Raw genomic sequence first — 16,682 nt, forward strand, 5'->3', positions numbered from 1 at the left:
CAGGGACGAAAGTCGGGACTAGTGATCCGGCACTTGCGAGTGGAAGCGGTGTCGCTCAACGGATAAAAGGTACCCCGGGGATAACAGGCTGATCTTCCCCAAGAGTCCATATCGACGGGATGGTTTGGCACCTCGATGTCGGCTCGTCGCATCCTGGGGCTGTAGCAGGTCCCAAGGGTTGGGCTGTTCGCCCATTAAAGCGGTACGCGAGCTGGGTTTAGAACGTCGTGAGACAGTTCGGTCCCTATCCGCCGTGCGCGTTGGATACTTGAGAAGGGCTGTCCCTAGTACGAGAGGACCGGGACGGACGAACCTCTGGTGTGCCAGTTGTCCCGCCAGGGGCACGGCTGGTTGGCTACGTTCGGAAGGGATAACCGCTGAAAGCATCTAAGCGGGAAGCCTGCTTCGAGATGAGGTATCCCACCACCTTTGAGTGGGTAAGGCCCCCAGCTAGACGACTGGGTTGATAGGCCGGAGATGTAAGCCAGGTAACTGGTTCAGTTGACCGGTACTAATAGGCCGAGGGCTTAACCACATTAAACAAGGTGCTCGACACGCGTCCACTGTGTGATATCTCAGCAAACAACCACCCCCCCTATAGGCCTGGGTGCAACACCCGGGGCAGACAGGAGTGGGGGGTTGGTGCGCTGGCCAGTGTGCCGGTGGTCATAGCGGAGGGGAAACGCCCGGTCTCATTCCGAACCCGGAAGCTAAGCCCTCCAGCGCCGATGGTACTGCACTCGGGAGGGTGTGGGAGAGTAGGACGCCGCCGGACTCAAACCATGGTGAGGGCCGCCCCCAACAAGGGGCGGCCCTCACCTTTTTTGTACCCACAATCGATCTCATGCGCCCACTCGATTGGCCCCTTCATGCTCCCGGGTCCGCGACCTTCGGGTTACTGGCGCTTCGGGTTACTGGCGCTTCGGGTTACTGGCGCTTCGGGTAGCTGGCGCTTCTGGGTCAGTCGCGCTTTTGGGCGGCTTCGCGCACGGAGAGAATCAGCTTCGCCGACTCATCCTCGGATCGCTTGGGAAACAGCGCCAGCGCCACGCTGCCATGGTCTGCCCAGCCGCACACGGCCATGTCGCCGTCGTCGGTGGGGGTACGACCACATTTCACGGTGCCCCCGAGCGGGCCGGCGGGTACTTCGTGCACGTGAGTTACGGCGCCCTGGGCGTCCGACACCAGCCGGAACGCCTTCGTCAGCTCGTCCTCCGGCTGCCAGACCAGACCCGTGCCGCCGACGAAGAGGACGCCGCGACCGGCAGGGTCCTGATACGCGGCCGCGACGGTGTCATCGAGGTCCACCTCGGCAACCAACGCGGTCTGTAGGTACTCGGCGGTACTCCGGCCGTTGTCGCTGTCGTCCCGGGGAAGGTCTGCGACCTGGGCCGGTGCGGCGACCGTGGCGTCCTTCTGCGAGATGATCCGCCAGCCGACAAAACCGGCTGCCACGGCCCCGGCCACCCCGACCGCCAGGAGGGAAGTGAGGGCGATCGTGCGAGCACGTCGGCGCGGCCCAGAAGGCGCCGAAGCTTCGGCGCCTGCGGTCTCGGTTGCTTCCGCGCCGGTCGCGTCGGTGCCGGCGGTGGATTCCGCCGGCTTCGCCGCGGACGTGGCCTCGGCGGATCCCGGGGCAGCCGGGGAGGGCGTACCGGGGGTCGGGCCGGGGTCGCGTTCGGGCATTGCGCGAGCCTACAGCCATCGCCGCCCAGGGGCGGTGCCAGCGAAGGCTGTGCCAGCGAAGGCTGTGCCAGCTAGGGCGGTGCCAGCGAAGGCCACCCAGGCGCCGTCCGTAGAATTGTCGGGTGACCGATGCAGCGCAGACCCGTACCCCTGACAGCCGTCCGACCGGGGGCCTCTCGGCCCAGTACCAGCCCGGTGAGGTAGAGCAGCGGCGGTACGAGCGGTGGGTAGCGGGCGGTTACTTCACAGCGGATCCGGCCAGTGACAAGCCGCCGTTCTCGATCGTGATCCCACCACCCAACGTGACCGGCTCCCTGCACGTCGGTCACGCGCTGGATCACACGATCCAGGACACTCTGTCGCGGCTGAAGCGGATGCAGGGCTACGAGGTGTTGTGGCTGCCCGGCATGGACCACGCCGGCATCGCCACCCAGAACGTCGTGGAGCGTCAGCTGGCCGCCCAGCAGATGTCTCGTCATGATCTGGGCCGGGAAGCGTTCGTGGAGCGCGTCTGGCAGTGGAAAGCGGAGTCCGGCGGGGCGATCCTCGGCCAGATGCGCCGGCTGGGCGATTCCGTGGACTGGACCCGCGAGCGCTTCACGATGGATGAGGGGCTGTCCCGGGCCGTACAGACGATCTTCAAGCGGTTGTTCGACGACAAGCTGATCTACCGCGCGGAGCGGATCATCAACTGGTGTCCCCGCTGCCTCACCGCGCTCAGCGACATCGAGGTGGAGCACACCGAGGACGACGGTGAGCTGGTCTCCATCCGGTACGGCGACGGGGACGCCGCCGTCGTGGTCGCGACCACCCGCGCCGAGACCATGCTGGGTGACACCGCGGTCGCGGTGCACCCGGACGACGAACGGTACAAGCACCTCGTCGGCACCGAGGTGGAGCTGCCGCTGACCGGCCGGCGTATTCCGATCGTGGCCGACGACCACGTCGATCCGGCATTCGGTACGGGCGCGGTGAAGGTGACCCCGGCGCACGACCCGAACGACTTCGAGATCGGCCAGCGGCACGGCCTGCCCAGCCTGACCATCATGGACGAACGGGCCGTGGTCACCGTTCCCGGGCCGTTCGAGGGCCTGGACCGGTACGAGGCCCGGCCTGCCATCGTGGCCGCGCTGCGCGAGGAGGGCCGGATCGTCGCGGAGAAGCGGCCGTACGTGCACTCGGTGGGGCACTGCTCGCGGTGCAAGACCACGGTCGAGCCGCGGTTGTCGCTGCAGTGGTTCGTGAGCACCGGTCCGCTGGCGAAGGCCGCGGGGGACGCGGTGCGTGACGGGCGCGTGGCGATCGAACCGGTCGAGTTGGCGAAGCGGTACTTCGCCTGGGTCGACAACATGCATGACTGGTGCATCTCCCGCCAGCTGTGGTGGGGACACCGGATCCCGGTCTGGTACGGCCCGGACGGCGAGGTCGTCTGTGTCGGCCCGGACGAGCAGCCGCCGTCGGGCGAGGGCTGGCGCCAGGACGAGGATGTGCTCGACACCTGGTTCTCCTCGGCCCTGTGGCCGTTCTCCACCATGGGCTGGCCGGAGCAGACCGCCGAGCTGGCGAAGTTCTACCCGACCAGCGTGCTGGTCACCGGCTACGACATCCTGTTCTTCTGGGTCGCCCGGATGATGATGTTCGGCCTGTACGCGATGGGTGGGCGTCAGCCGTTCGACGTGGTCGCGCTGCACGGGATGGTCCGCGACGGGCACGGCAAGAAGATGTCGAAGTCGTTCGGCAATGTGGTCGACCCGCTGGACTGGATCGATCGGTACGGCGCGGACGCGACCCGGTTCACCCTCGCCAGGGGGGCCAACCCCGGCTCGGACGTGCCGATCAGCGAGGAGTGGTGCCAGGGTTCGCGCAACTTCTGCAACAAGCTGTGGAACGCCACCCGGTTCGCGCTCATGAACGGGGCCACCGTCGCGGGTGATCTGCCGCCCGCCGAGGAACTCTCCACAATCGACCGGTGGATCCTGTCCCGGCTGCAACACGTCGTCGCGGAGGTGGACGAGCAGTTCGCGGCGTACGAGTTCGCCAAGGTGTGCGACACCTTGTACCACTTCGCCTGGGACGACGTGTGCGACTGGTACGTGGAGCTGAGCAAGCCGGTGCTGGCCGCGGAAGGCGCGGACGGGGAGCGGACCCGGCGGGTCCTCGGGCACGTCCTCGACCAGTTGCTGCGGCTGCTGCACCCGGTGATCCCGTTCGTCACCGAGGAGCTGTGGACCGTGCTCACGGGCGGCGAGACCGTCATGCGTGCCACCTGGCCGGCGGTCGACCGTACCCGGATCGACGATGCCGCCGAGGAGGAACTGGCCGCGCTGCAGAAGGTGGTCACCGAGGTCCGGCGGTTCCGCTCGGACCAGGGCCTGCGGCCCGGGCAGCGGGTCACCGCGGCCCTGACCGGCCTCGGCAATGTCGGCATCGACGTGCACGAGTCGCTGATCCGGTCGCTGGCCCGGCTCGACAGCCCCGGCACCGACTTCGCGGCCACGGCAACCCTCGCCGTCACCGGCGGGATCACGGTCGACCTGGACACCCGCGGCACCATCGACGTGGCAGCGGAGCGGGCCCGGCTGGAGAAGGACCGCGCCGCCGCGGAGAAGGAGGCCGCGCAGTGCCGGGGCAAGCTCGGCAACGAGGCGTTCGTCGGCAAGGCGCCGGAGCAGGTGGTCGCGAAGATCAAGGACCGGCTGGCCACGGCCGAGGCCGACCTGACGCGGATCGCCGCGGCCCTGACCGCCCTGCCCTCGGCATGAGCGCGTGCACCGAGCGCCGGTCCGGCCGGCTCAGCGTGAGTGAGGGCGGCCAGGGCCTGTCCTGCTGGCTCCGGGTGAGCGAGCACGGCCAGCGTCGTGGTGGCTCAGCGTGAGCGAGAGCGGCGGGCGCCCGTCCGGGTGGCCCAGCGTGACTGAAGACACCGAGGGCCGCGAGACCATGCGGAAGGCAGGCACGGCATGAGCGGCGGGAGCCGGTACGACGAGGTGGCGGGCGCGCTGGAGCAGCGCGGCTTCACCCGGATGGACTTCGACCTGCAGAAGATCCGTGACCTGATGGACGTGCTGGGCAGCCCGCAGCGGGCGTACCCGGCGATTCATCTCACCGGCACGAACGGCAAGACCAGCACTGCTCGCATGATCGACGCGCTGCTGCGGGCGCACGGGCTGCACACCGGCCGGTACACCAGTCCGCACCTGGAGACCGTCCGGGAGCGGATCAGCCTGGACGGGCAGCCGATCTCCGAGGAGCGGCTGGTGGCCACGTACGACGAGGTCGCGCCGCTGGCCGCGCTCGTGGACGCGCGCGTGGCGGAGCCGCTGACGTACTTCGACATGACCACGGCCATGGCGTACGCGGCGTTCGCGGACGCTCCCGTGGACATCGCGGTCGTCGAGGTCGGGCTGGGTGGTGCCGAGGACGCCACGAACGTCATCGAGGCGGGGGTCTGCGTCATCACCCCGATCGGCCTGGATCACACCGAGTGGCTCGGCGACACCATCGAGGACATCGCCTGGGCGAAGGCCGGGATCATCCACGCCGGTGCCACCGTGGTCAGCGCGGCCCAGACCGAGGAGGCCATGCGTCCGTTGCTGGAGCACTGCGCCCAGGTCGGCGCGACCATCGCCCGGGAGGGGTCCGAGTTCGGCGTCATGCGCCGAGGCATCGCGGTCGGCGGGCAGGTGCTCAGCCTGCAGGGCCTCGGCGGCGTGTACGAGGACGTGTTCCTGCCGCTGCACGGTGCGCACCAGGCGCAGAACGCCGCGGTGGCGCTGGCCGCAGTCGAGGCGTTCCTCGGGGCCGGTGCGCACAAGCAGCTGGAACCCGATCTGGTGCGCGAGGGCTTCGCCGGGGTCGACTCGCCGGGCCGCCTCGAACGGGTGCGCAGCGCGCCGACGATCCTGCTCGACGGGGCGCACAACCCGCACGGCATGGCTGCCACGGTGACCGCGCTGGACGAGGAGTTCTCGTTCCGGCGCCTCGTGGCGGTGGTGGCCGTGCTGGCCGACAAGGACATCTCCGGGTTGCTGGACCTGCTGGAGCCGGCCGCCGACCGGATCGTGGTCACCCGCAACAGCTCGCCGCGCGCCATGCCGGTGGAGGAGTTGGCGCAGCAGGCCGCCGCCGTTTTCGGCGAGGAACGGGTCACGGTCGCGCAGTCCATGCCCGACGCCATCGAGGAGGCGGTCGTCCTGGCCGAGGCGGACCTGGACGGCGAGCTGAGCGGTGTGGGCGTGCTGATCACCGGCTCGATCGTGACGGTCGCCGACGCGCGGAAACTGCTCAAGCGGTGACCGCTCCACCGCCCGCCGGCGACGACGCGGCCGCCGCAGACGCGTCGGCGAACACAGCCGACTCCCCTCCCGCTGCGGGCGTGCCGGGCGCTGCGGGCGTGCCGGGCGGGACGCCGCGGCCGTCGGGACTGCGCAATCCGCAGGCGGCCGTGCGCGGGCTGGGCGCGGGCACGCTCGCGTTGGAGGCGGTCGTGCTGCTGTTGGCCATCCAGCCGATCCGGGTGCTGGGTGGCCACCTCAGCGGGTGGGGTGTCGGCGCGGTCGTCGCCCTGGCGGTGGCGTGCGTGGTGGTCGCGGGCAGCATGCGGCGCGGCTGGGCCTGGCCTGCCGGCACCGCGATCCAGGTGCTCCTGCTGGCGTGTGGATTGCTGCACTGGTCGCTGGCGGTGCTCGGGCTGATCTTCGGCGCCGCCTGGGGGTACGCGACGTACGTGCGGCGCACGATCCTGGGCTGAACGGTCGTCGGGCCGCCCCTGCGGTCGGGTGGCGGGGCGGCCTCAGCTGATCGCCCGCCATTGGGTGATCGCGATGTTGTGGTCGTCCGGGTCGTGGAACGACGCCGCCCACAGTTCCAGCCGGTCACCGCGGTTCACCGGGCGGGGCCCGTGCACGAACGTGATGCCCTTGCGCGTCAGCTCGGCGTACACGGCCTCGAGGTCGCCGACCTCCAGATTGACGTGGAGGAGGCGGGCGGTGCTGGCGGACAGGTCGTGGACGGTGCGCAGGACGAGGCGGGTGTCGCCGGAGCCGAGTACCACGCTGCCCTCGCCGCTGTCGATCTGGAAGAAGCCGAGGAGGTCCCGGTAGAACGCGACCGAGCGCCTCAGGTCGGTGACCAGGACGGTGATGCCGACGCCGTGGATCGCCGCGGCCTCGCCGGGGCGGGCACTGGGGTACGCCGTGATCAGCTCGTCGACTCGCTCGTCCGGTTCGTATCCGCCGTCGAGATCCGTCCAGGGGCTGCCGGCCGGCGGCCCCGGTAGGTCGGTGGCCGGGGGTTGCGGGCTTGGCGCGGGTGGCGCCTCCGTGATTCCGTCGAGCGGAATGTCGATCTCGGAGTCGTGGGCGGGAGCGGGGTCGATCTCGGAGTCGTGGGCGACCGGATCGGTCGGGGGCTCCGGGTCTTCCGTTGTCGTCGCGTCGTCGGTCCGGTGTTCGGTGGAGACTCGCTGTTCCGGTGCGGCCGCTGTGGGCGCCGCTTCCGGTGCGACGGGGGGCGCAGCCGGGCCGAAGTTCAGCGTCGCGGTCGCCGCCCGCGGCCGGGGACTCGGGCGCGACCCGTTGGGCCGTGGGCCCGCGGGACCACTCGGCCCGGCGGCCGCGGCCGGTATGGGCGCGGGCCGGTCCTGGGCCGACGCGTTCTGCGGGAGGCCCGGGTCGTCGTCGTGGTCGACCAGTTGCCCCTCGAGGATCATCGGGCCGCCCGGTGCGTCGCGCACGATCACCGCGCCCGCCGACTCCTCCGCCTGCTGGCCGGAGCGGGGCGCGGGCGGCGGGGGCGGCTCGTCGGGGCCCAGATCCCAGACACGTTCGCGGGCGGCCCACGGCGGGGGCTCCGGCTCGCCAAGGAGATCGTCGTCCGACGGCTCGTCCAGCGGGTCGTGGCCGGGCACCGGCGGGTTCAGCACCGTGGCGTCGGCGCGCGATGGCGCCTCTTCCCAGGTGATCCGTACCCGGCGCATGTCGTCGACGTCCACCGTCACCGGCAGGGTGTCACCCGGGAGAGGCCACTTGTCGACCGGGACGCGGGGGTCGCGGATGACCACTTCGGAGATCGGCAGGCCGGGGGCGATGACGACGACCTGCAACTCGGCGCGTCCGTACACCGAGGAGGAGGGTGGCTCGGAGACGGCCTTGACCTGGGCGGTGCCGCTCACCCAGGCGCGGGCGCCGCGGCGTACGACATTGACCATGGCCAGGGCGATCGCGAGGGCCAGCAGGGCGACGCCGAGGGCGACGATCGACCAGCTCGACAGGCCGAGCCCGAACAGCATGACGAACACGGCGATGGTGCCGAGCACCGCGGCCAGGAGCTTGCGGGCCGGGGCGATGGGGCGGCCGTTCTGGTTCGCCACTGTGGACCTCCCGAGTATTACCGCAAGGCTAGGCCGCCGCGGCGCTATCCGGAAAGTCGGGATGGTGGTATCCGCTCGTCGCGGTACCCATCGGTTGACGCACCGCCCTGGGGCGGATGTGGACGATCGGGCAGCTGCGGGGCCCCGCGGGCCTCGACCGCGATCCCCCGTGTGCACCCGCAGCCCCCCACCACGATCACGACCGATTCCTGCGTCTCCGGCAGGCGGTCCGGCCGTGAATGTCTACGTCGCTGGACCGTCGCGGCATCGGCATTCCGGGGGGCCGGGCCGACCGGTACGGCTGGGTCGGGCGCGGCGCTGGCCGCCTGGCTTGTCGGCGTTGTCCTCTCACGAGTGAAGACCGTAAGGCGGTGTGGCGGAGCTGGAAACGGATTCGTCGATATCCGAATCGTCGAGGTGTCGTGGCGCCCGGCCGGTTGCCGGCGGCTCACCGCCGCCGACTGCACCGCGCTGCGGGGGCTGGCCGCGCTGCCGACCGGGAGCTGGCGCGCGGATGACGGACCCGATTCCGGTGGATCGCCGGGAGGTGGGCGGTGGGCGCTCGCGGCGCCACCGGTACCGATAGGCTGCATCCCGGTGCCCGGCACCGGTGTGTTGTCTCGTCCCGACCAGGAGGAACCGTGTCCACCAGCGCTGCCGAGCGCTCGCTCGTGCTCATCAAGCCGGACGCCGTGCGGCGCGGCCTCGTCGGCGAGATCCTCGGCCGTTTCGAGCGCAAGGGCCTCGTGATCGAGGAGATGGTGCTGCGCACCATGGACGCGCAACTGGCCGACCAGCACTACGCGGAGCACGTGGACAAGGCGTTCTACCCGCCGCTGAAGCAGTTCATGACCGGCGGTCCGCTGGTCGCCCTCGTGATCAGCGGCGACGGGGCGATCGAGGTCGTACGCGGGATGATCGGCGCCACGGACGGGCGCAAGGCCGCCGCGGGGACGCTGCGCGGCGACCTGTCGCTGTCGAACCGGGAGAATCTGGTGCACGCGTCCGACTCGCCCGACAGCGCCAAGCGTGAGCTGGCGCTGTGGTTCCCGCACATTTAGGGGTTCCCGCACATTTAGGGCGTCGGGGGCGGTTCCGTCCGGGTCGAGATGGCCAGCCGGTTCCACACGTTGATCGTGGCGATCGCCATCAGCAGGTTGGCCAGTTCTTCGGGCGTGAACTGCTGGGCGGCCGCGTCCCACACGTCGTCGGGCACACCCTGGTCGCCGAGCCGGGTGACCGCGTCGGTCAGGGCGAACGCGGCGCGTTCCCGTTCGGTGTAGAACGGGTTGTCGTGCCAGGCCGCGAGACCGAACAGGCGGCGGCTGTCCTCGCCCGCGGCCAGGGCGTCGCGGCTGTGCATGTCGACGCAGAACGCGCAGCCGTTGACCATCGAGGCGCGCAGCTTGACCAGTTCGTACAGGACCGGGTCGTTGTGCTTGCGGGCGTAGATCTCCATGCCCATGACGGCCTTGTACGCCTCCGGGGCGACCTCGTTCACGGCCAGGCGCGGCATGGTGTCCTCCTTGTGAGTCGGTGACATAGGCAGGACGGTGGCGTCGCTCACAGCGTATCGAGGGTCGTGTGCCCGTTCAGGAAACAGATGCGCTGGTATCCGAGTCGAGCAGGTTGAGCAGGGCGCGGCCGGTGGGCTCGAGGCCGTACAGGACGCGGCGGCCGGCTCGGCGGCGCTGCACGACGCCGGCGGCCTGCAGCGCGGAGAGGTGTTCCGACACCGTGCTCGGGGCCAGCCCCAGCGCGGCCGCCAGGCCCGTGGTGGTGGCGGGGACGGTCAGCGCCCGCAGCAGTGCGGCGCGCCCGCGACCGATCAGCAGCGCCAGCCGATCGAGGCTGTCCGCGGCGCTCGGTGGCGGGCGCTCGGACAGCACGGCCGCGCCGCGGGCCTGGTATCCCACCAGCATGACGTTCGGATTGTCGTGGGAGGCCATGACCGAGCCGCCCGCGAAGATCAACGGCACCAGCAGGAGGCGCTGGTTGGCCGCGCGGAGGTCTTCCCTCCCCAAAGACTGCTCGAGCATGGTCAAAAACGGAGGCCGCCAGATGATCTGATCGTGCAACTGCGTCAGCAGCGCGTCGGGCCCGCGGGCGGCGAGCGCCTGTGCGCGCAGCAGCACCTCCTCCTCCAGGGCGGCCCGCACCGCGGGCCAGTACGGCGCGACTGCCGCGTCCCAGTAGGCCGCCAGCCCGTCGGCAAGCCATCCGAATGCGGCCGCCGGATCGGTGCGGAACGGCCGCAGGAAGTCCGGTTCGCCGTCCGGATAGTGCTGCGCGAACTGCTCCTCGACCACCTCGGCCGGTATGGCGCGAAGAACCTCGAGTTCCTCAGTGAGGGTCAGCAACGAGCCGGTGGGCAGGGGCACGAAAAGGTCGGGGAAGGAGGGGCGCATCCGGAAGTACAGGTGGACCGGCTCGGCGGCGGGGTCGTTGCGTAGGACGTCCCAGGCTCGCGCGGACCAGCGATCGTACGGCCACGGGACGCCGTTCGGGCTCCGCTGCAGGAGAAACAGCCCGGCGATCAGCTCGGTCAGCGGACTGATCGCGATGCGGGTGCGGGTCACGGTCCGTTCATCGATCTCGATCCGGATCACGGCCCGAGTTTAGGCGGAGGCGGTAAACACGCTAGGTGACCCGATTCGGGGGGTTGCCGCGTGAGCTGGTCTTGAGAAAAGACTGACTGTGACCGAACTCAAGTAGACCCTCCGTTCGCCGACATCAATTGGTGATGCGGGACACTCGACAGGAGGACGACCAATGGTGCGGATTTTGCGGCGGGTGCGGCTGCGCTCGCGCCTGCTCCTGGCGTTCGGGGCGTTCTGCCTGCTGATCTCGGCGATGACCTTCGTCGGCGTCATGGAGTCGAGCCGCCAGGCGGCGGTCACCGACGAGGTGGCCCGGTTGCAGGTGCTGACCCGCGACGTCATGCAGCTCAAGTTCCGTAGCGCGGACGTCAGCGCGCGCCAGCTCGCGTACGCCTGGGACGTGCCGTTCCTCGGCGGCAAGGCGGCCACGAACCCGGAGTCGGACAACCGCAAGATCTTCCTGGGTGTCCTGAAGGACGCCGAGGCGGACCTGAAGGCGGTGCACGCCGGCGATCTGACCCCCGCCGAGCAGAAGATCCTCGCCGCCATCAAGGCCAGCTTCGCCGACTACCAGAAGTACGACGGCCAGGTTGTCGACCTGTTCCGGCAGGACTCCCCGGAGTCGATGAAGCTGGCGAACATGCTGATCCTGGGCAACGGGTACGACGCGTACTACGCGATCATGGACAACACCCTGCAGCTGATCGACTCCGTGCACGCGCGCAGTGACGTGGCCCAGCACGAGGCCCGGCTCGCCGCCCAGCGGCTGCGGATGCTGCTGTTCGTGGGGGCCGGTCTGGCGGTCGTGCTGACCGTACTGATGGGCCTGGCCATCACCAACAGCGTGGTCAAGCCGGTCGCCGCGGTGGCGGAGGCGCTGCGTACCCTCGCCCGCCGCGACCTGACGGGCAACCTGGCGGTCGAGGGCCGCGACGAACTCACCGTGATGGCCCGGGCGTTCAACGAGGCCACTGCGGCCATGCGGGAGACCCTGGCCAGTGTCGGCGCGCGGGCGTCGGCGGTGGCGTCGTCCTCGCGGGCGCTGGCGGCGGTGTCCGACCGGATGCAGGAGCAGGCCGCGGGCACCAGCATGCAGGCCAACATCGTGGCCGGCGCGGCCGGGGAGGTGTCCGACAACGTGACGGGCATGGCCTCCGCGGCCGAGCAGATGAACGCCTCGATCAACGAGATCGCCCGCAGCACCGAGGCCGCGGCCGCGGTGGCGGGCGACGCCGTGGCCACCGCCCAGGAGACCTCCGCCGCGGTGCGTGAGCTGATCGAGGCCAGCGGCGAGATCGGCCAGATCGTCAAGACGATCACCGCGATCGCGGAGCAGACCAACCTGCTGGCGCTGAACGCGACCATCGAGGCGGCCCGCGCGGGCGACGCGGGCAAGGGCTTCGCGGTGGTGGCCAGCGAGGTGAAGGACCTGTCCCAGGAGACGGCCCGCGCCTCGGAAGACATCATCGCCAAGATCGACGCGATCCAGCAGACCACCGAGCGGGCGGCCGCGTCCATCGGGCAGATCTCCGGGGTGGTCAAGCAGATCTCCGAGCTGCAGAGCACCATCGCGGCGGCCGTGGAGGAGCAGTCCGCCACCACGGCGGAGATCAACCGCAACGTCTCCGAGGTCTCCACCGGTTCGCAGCAGATCGCCGCCGGGGTGGGCGGGGTCGCCGACATCGCGTCGGCCACCACCCGCGACGCCGACGCCACCCGGGAATCCGCCCGCGACCTCGGTGACACCGCCCGCGAACTGGACGAACTGGTCTCCTCGTTCGGCTACTGACGCGCAGCCCGGATTACCCGGGCGGTGCCCGCCCGGGTAATCCGGGTGAGGTGACCCGGCCACGGCCGGTATCGTGGTCAGCCAGGCGACGAACCGGCCATCACCGGGGAGCCTCCGGAAGAACGGGCGGGCCACCCTGCCCCAGTAGAACCGGGCGGACCGGCCCGCACCCACGCCGGCAACGAGCGGGCGTCCCGTACGCGGGGCGCCAAGCGAGGTGGTACCGCGGGCCGGAAGGCTCGTCCTCGCAGACCACGACAACGTGAGCTGCCCGAGGAGACGGACCACCAATGGCCTACCCCAAGCACAGCGACGCGGCCGGCGTGCCGGCCAGCCCCGACCTGCCCGCGGTCGAGCGCTCGGTGCTCGAGCACTGGGCCACGGACCACACCTTCGAGGCCAGCGTCGAGCAACGCCCCGCCGGTGACAACGGGAGCAACGAGTTCGTCTTCTACGACGGGCCGCCGTTCGCCAACGGGCTGCCGCACTACGGCCACCTGTTCACCGGCTACGTCAAGGACGTCGTGCCGCGCTACCAGACGATGCGCGGGCGGCGCGTCGAGCGCCGCTTCGGCTGGGACACCCACGGCCTGCCCGCCGAGGTGGAGGCGGAGAAGCAGCTCGGCATCACCACCAAGGCGCAGATCGTCGACCTCGGCATCGACAAGTTCAACGAGGCGTGCCGGGCCTCCGTGCTCGCCTACACCAAGGATTGGGAACGCTACGTCACCCGGCAGGCCCGGTGGGTGGACTTCGGCAACGACTACAAGACCCTCGACCCGGACTACATGGAATCGGTCATGTGGGCCTTCAAGACCCTGCACGACAAGGGCCTGGTGTACGAGGGGTTCCGGGTCCTCGCGTACTGCTTCCGGTGCGAGACGCCGCTGTCGAACACCGAGACCCGGATGGACGACGTCTACCGGGACCGGACCGACCCGGCGCTGACGGTGTGGTTCCAGCTGGAGTCCGGCGAGAAGGTCGGGGTCTGGACCACCACGCCGTGGACGCTGCCGTCGAACCTCGCGCTCGCGGTCGGCCCGGACATCGAGTACGCGGTGCTGGAGCGCGACGGTCAGAAGTACCTGTTCGGGGCGGGGCGCGTCGCCGCGTACGCAAAAGAGCTTGAAGGGTTCGAGCAGGTCGGCACCGTGTTCGGCCGGGACCTGGTGGGGAAGCGGTACACGCCGCTGTTCGACTACCTGGTCGAGCAGGGCGGGCCGAACGCGTTCCAGGTGCTCGGCGCAGACTTCGTGACCACCGAGGACGGTACCGGGGTGGTGCACCTGGCGCCCGCGTTCGGTGAGGACGACCAGAACGTGTGCAACGCGGCCGGGATCCCGACCGTGGTGACTGTGGACGATCACACCCGGTTCACCGCGCTGGTGCCCGACTACCAGGGCATGCAGGTCTTCGACGCGAACAAGCCGGTGATCGCCGCGCTCAAGGAGCGGGGCGTGGTGCTGCGCCACGATGGCTACACGCACTCGTATCCGCACTGCTGGCGCTGCGACACCCCGCTGGTTTACAAGGCGGTGTCGTCGTGGTTCGTGGCGGTGAGCACGTTCCGGGACCGGATGGTGGAGCTGAACCAGGAGATCACCTGGACGCCCGCGCACATCAAGGACGGCTCGTTCGGCAAGTGGCTGGCGGGTGCCCGGGACTGGTCGATCAGCCGGAACCGGTTCTGGGGCTCGCCGATCCCGGTGTGGAAGTCGGATGACCCGAACTATCCGCGGGTCGACGTGTACGGCTCGTTCGCGGAGCTGGAGAAGGACTTCGGGGTGAAGGTCAGCGACCTGCACCGGCCGTACATCGATGAACTGACCCGGCCGAACCCGGACGACCCGACCGGGCAGTCCGTGATGCGCCGGGTGCCGGAGGTCCTGGACTGCTGGTTCGAGTCCGGGTCGATGCCGTTCGCCCAGGTGCACTACCCGTTCGAGAACAAGGAGTGGTTCGAGCACCACTACCCGGGCGACTTCATCGTCGAGTACATCGGGCAGACCCGCGGCTGGTTCTACACCATGCACGTGCTGGCCACGGCGCTGTTCGACCGGCCCGCGTTCCGCAACTGCCTCAGCCACGGCATCCTGCAGGGCGCCGACGGCCGCAAGATGTCCAAGAGCCTGCGCAACTACCCGGACGTCTACGAGGTCTTCGACCAGTACGGCTCCGACGCGATGCGCTGGATGCTGGTGTCCTCGCCGGTGCTGCGCGGCGGGGACATGCCGGTCACCGAGACGGCGATCCGGGACGCCGTGCGCCAGGTGCTGCTGCCGCTGTGGAACGTCTGGTACTTCTTCAGCCTGTACGCCAACGCGTCGGGTCACGAGGCGCGCCTGCGGACCGACTCGACCCACCTGCTGGACCGCTACGTCCTCGCCAAGACCGGCGAGCTGGTCACGGACGTGCAGCGGCAGATGGACGAGTACGACATCTCCGGGGCGTGCGCGACCGTCCGGTCGTACCTGGACGCGCTGACGAACTGGTACGTGCGCCGCTCCCGGGACCGGTTCTGGGCGGGCGACGCGGACGCGTTCGACACCCTGGCCACCGTGCTGGAGACCCTGTGCCGGGTGGTGGCGCCGCTGGCGCCGCTGACCGCGGAGGAGATCTGGCGCGGCCTGACCGGCGAGCGTTCCGTGCACCTGACCGACTGGCCGTCCGCGGAGCAGTTCCCGGCCGACCACGAGCTGGTCGCCGCCATGGACGCGATCCGGGACGTGGCGTCGGCGGCGCTGTCGCTGCGCAAGGCGCGTGGCCTGCGGGTGCGGCTGCCGCTGGCGACGCTGACGGTGGCCACGGCCGGGGCGGCCGGCCTGGAACCGTTCGCGGACCTGCTGGCCGACGAGGTCAACGTCAAACAGGTGCGGTTCAGCCAGGACATGGCGACGTACTGCCGCCAGGTGCTGACCGTGGTGCCGCGGGTGCTCGGCCCGCGGGTCGGCAAGCAGGTCCAGCAGGTGATCAAGGCGGTCAAGGCCGAGGAGTGGGAGCTGGTCGACGGCGCGCCGGTCGCGGCCGGGGTCACGCTCGCCGAAGGGGAGTACGAGCTGCGCCTGGTCGCGGCGGACGTGGAGAACTCCGCGCCGCTGCCCGGGGGTGCGGGCGTGGTCGTCCTCGACACCACGGTCACCCCGGAACTGGCCGCCGAGGGCCTGGCCCGCGACGTCATCCGGGTGGTGCAGCAGGCCCGGCGCGACGCCGACCTGGACGTGTCGGACCGGATCAGCCTGACCGTCGCGGCCGCGGCCGAGGTCGAGGCCGCGGTGGACCGGCACCGGGCGTTCGTGGCGGACGAGACGCTGGCGACGTCGCTGTCGTTCGGGGTGCTGGATCCCAGTGCCGGGTTCACCGGCGAGGTCGGTGACGGCGAGCAGGTGACCGTCGCGGTGGTCCGCGCGGTGTGAGAATTGCCTCTTGGCTCGGCGTACCCCGCTTCCGCCGGGGACGCCGAGCCCGGCAATCCAAGATCCACGCGAGACCGGGGGCGCGCGTCCGATAGCCTCACAACCGCCCCCCACCTTTCTTGCACGCCCGCCGGAGGAACCGTTGCCGCTGCTCTACTCGATCGGCAAAGTCACTGTCGGTAACGCCATGATCCTCGGCTGGCGACCTCAGGTCGACGGCCTCGAACACATCCCCACCACCGGCGGCGCCATCTTCGCCGGTAACCACCTGTCGGTCGCCGACGAACTGTTCCTCGGCGCCGTCGTCCCCCGGCACATCGCGTTCTGGGCCAAGGCCGAGTACTTCACCGGCAAGGGCCTCGGCGGCCTGTTCACCCGCACGCTCATGCACGGCCTGGGCGCCATCAAGGTGGAACGGGCGGGCGGGCGCGCCGCGCTGACCGCGTTCGACGGGGCTATCCCCGTGCTCAAGGGCGGCGACATGGTCGCCGTCTACCCCGAGGGGACCCGTTCCCCGGACGGGCGGCTCTACCGGGGCCGTACCGGGGTGGCCCGGCTCGGGGTCGCCTCGGGGGTGCCGATCATCCCGGTCGGCATGCTGGGCACCGACGAAGTGCAGCCCATCGGGCAGCCGTACCCGAAGCCCGGCAAGGGGCGCGGCAAGGTCGTGGTGCGGTTCGGCAAGCCGATCGAGACCGTCGGGCGCGGCGATGACCGTACGTCGCTACGGGCGCTGACCGACGAGGTCATGGCCGAGATCCAGAAGCTCACCGGGCAGGAGTACGTGCCCCGGTACGCCCCGCCGCGCCAGCAGCAGTCCTGAC

General features: G+C 70.3%; 11 protein-coding genes and 2 rRNA genes (1 of these 13 only partly in view). 9 read left to right on the forward strand and 4 right to left on the reverse strand.

From position 1 onward, the window contains the following. Together ACMCNO_RS09230 and rrf are read left to right on the forward strand one after the other, a co-directional pair. A 23S ribosomal RNA gene (locus tag ACMCNO_RS09230) occupies positions 1-535 on the forward strand (it extends 2,573 nt beyond the left edge of the window). A 123-nt stretch (positions 536-658) separates the two neighbouring features. After that, a 5S ribosomal RNA gene (gene rrf, locus ACMCNO_RS09235) occupies positions 659-775 on the forward strand. Positions 776-960: 185 nt separating this feature from the next. On the opposite strand, the gene ACMCNO_RS09240 is transcribed toward rrf, so the two are convergent. Beyond that, complete coding sequence (locus ACMCNO_RS09240; protein ID WP_412748984.1) at positions 961-1,686, reverse strand: hypothetical protein; 726 nt, start codon at positions 1,684-1,686, stop codon at positions 961-963. Between the two features lie 122 nt (positions 1,687-1,808). Here ACMCNO_RS09240 and ACMCNO_RS09245 point away from each other — a divergent pair, with 122 nt between their 5' ends. The 3 genes from ACMCNO_RS09245 to ACMCNO_RS09255 all read left to right on the forward strand — a co-directional run bounded on the left by ACMCNO_RS09245 (position 1,809) and on the right by ACMCNO_RS09255 (position 6,436). Further along, on the forward strand, positions 1,809-4,448 hold the full coding sequence (locus tag ACMCNO_RS09245) for a valine--tRNA ligase (RefSeq protein ID WP_412748985.1): 2,640 nt from the start codon (positions 1,809-1,811) through the stop codon (positions 4,446-4,448). Positions 4,449-4,646: 198 nt separating this feature from the next. After that, positions 4,647-5,981 carry a bifunctional folylpolyglutamate synthase/dihydrofolate synthase gene (locus ACMCNO_RS09250; protein ID WP_412748986.1) on the forward strand — a complete coding sequence of 445 codons (1,335 nt, stop codon included), beginning with the start codon at positions 4,647-4,649 and terminating at the stop codon, positions 5,979-5,981. Beyond that, entirely contained in the window at positions 5,978-6,436 is a 459-nt protein-coding gene (locus tag ACMCNO_RS09255; RefSeq protein WP_412748987.1) for a DUF4233 domain-containing protein, read from the forward strand. The genes ACMCNO_RS09250 and ACMCNO_RS09255 overlap by 4 nt, the downstream gene beginning before the upstream one ends. 42 nt (positions 6,437-6,478) lie before the next feature. On the opposite strand, the gene ACMCNO_RS09260 is transcribed toward ACMCNO_RS09255, so the two are convergent. After that, positions 6,479-8,056 carry a VOC family protein gene (locus ACMCNO_RS09260; RefSeq protein ID WP_412748988.1) on the reverse strand — a complete coding sequence of 526 codons (1,578 nt, stop codon included), beginning with the start codon at positions 8,054-8,056 and terminating at the stop codon, positions 6,479-6,481. A gap of 641 nt (positions 8,057-8,697) precedes the next feature. Here ACMCNO_RS09260 and ndk point away from each other — a divergent pair. Then, complete coding sequence (gene ndk / locus ACMCNO_RS09265) at positions 8,698-9,117, forward strand: nucleoside-diphosphate kinase (RefSeq protein ID WP_412748989.1); 420 nt, start codon at positions 8,698-8,700, stop codon at positions 9,115-9,117. Between the two features lie 14 nt (positions 9,118-9,131). On the opposite strand, the gene ACMCNO_RS09270 is transcribed toward ndk, so the two are convergent. Further along, positions 9,132-9,572: a carboxymuconolactone decarboxylase family protein gene (locus tag ACMCNO_RS09270; protein ID WP_412748990.1), complete on the reverse strand. Its 441-nt coding sequence runs from the start codon at positions 9,570-9,572 to the stop codon at positions 9,132-9,134. A gap of 76 nt (positions 9,573-9,648) precedes the next feature. Then, positions 9,649-10,665 (reverse strand): ArsR/SmtB family transcription factor, encoded by a 1,017-nt coding sequence (locus ACMCNO_RS09275; RefSeq protein ID WP_412748991.1) that lies wholly within the window; start codon positions 10,663-10,665, stop codon positions 9,649-9,651. Between the two features lie 163 nt (positions 10,666-10,828). Between ACMCNO_RS09275 and ACMCNO_RS09280 the strand changes: the two genes are divergently transcribed. From ACMCNO_RS09280 to ACMCNO_RS09290, 3 genes are all read left to right on the forward strand, one after another. Further along, positions 10,829-12,445, forward strand: coding sequence for a methyl-accepting chemotaxis protein (locus tag ACMCNO_RS09280; protein WP_412748992.1), 1,617 nt, complete (start codon positions 10,829-10,831; stop codon positions 12,443-12,445). A 290-nt stretch (positions 12,446-12,735) separates the two neighbouring features. After that, complete coding sequence (gene ileS / locus ACMCNO_RS09285; protein ID WP_412748993.1) at positions 12,736-15,858, forward strand: isoleucine--tRNA ligase; 3,123 nt, start codon at positions 12,736-12,738, stop codon at positions 15,856-15,858. Positions 15,859-16,000: 142 nt separating this feature from the next. Continuing rightward, on the forward strand, positions 16,001-16,681 hold the full coding sequence (locus ACMCNO_RS09290) for a lysophospholipid acyltransferase family protein (protein ID WP_412748994.1): 681 nt from the start codon (positions 16,001-16,003) through the stop codon (positions 16,679-16,681). The last annotated feature ends 1 nt before the right edge of the window (position 16,682 follow it).

The sequence above is a fragment of the Krasilnikovia sp. M28-CT-15 genome (genome assembly GCF_047159595.1).
Classification (GTDB): domain Bacteria; phylum Actinomycetota; class Actinomycetes; order Mycobacteriales; family Micromonosporaceae; genus Actinoplanes.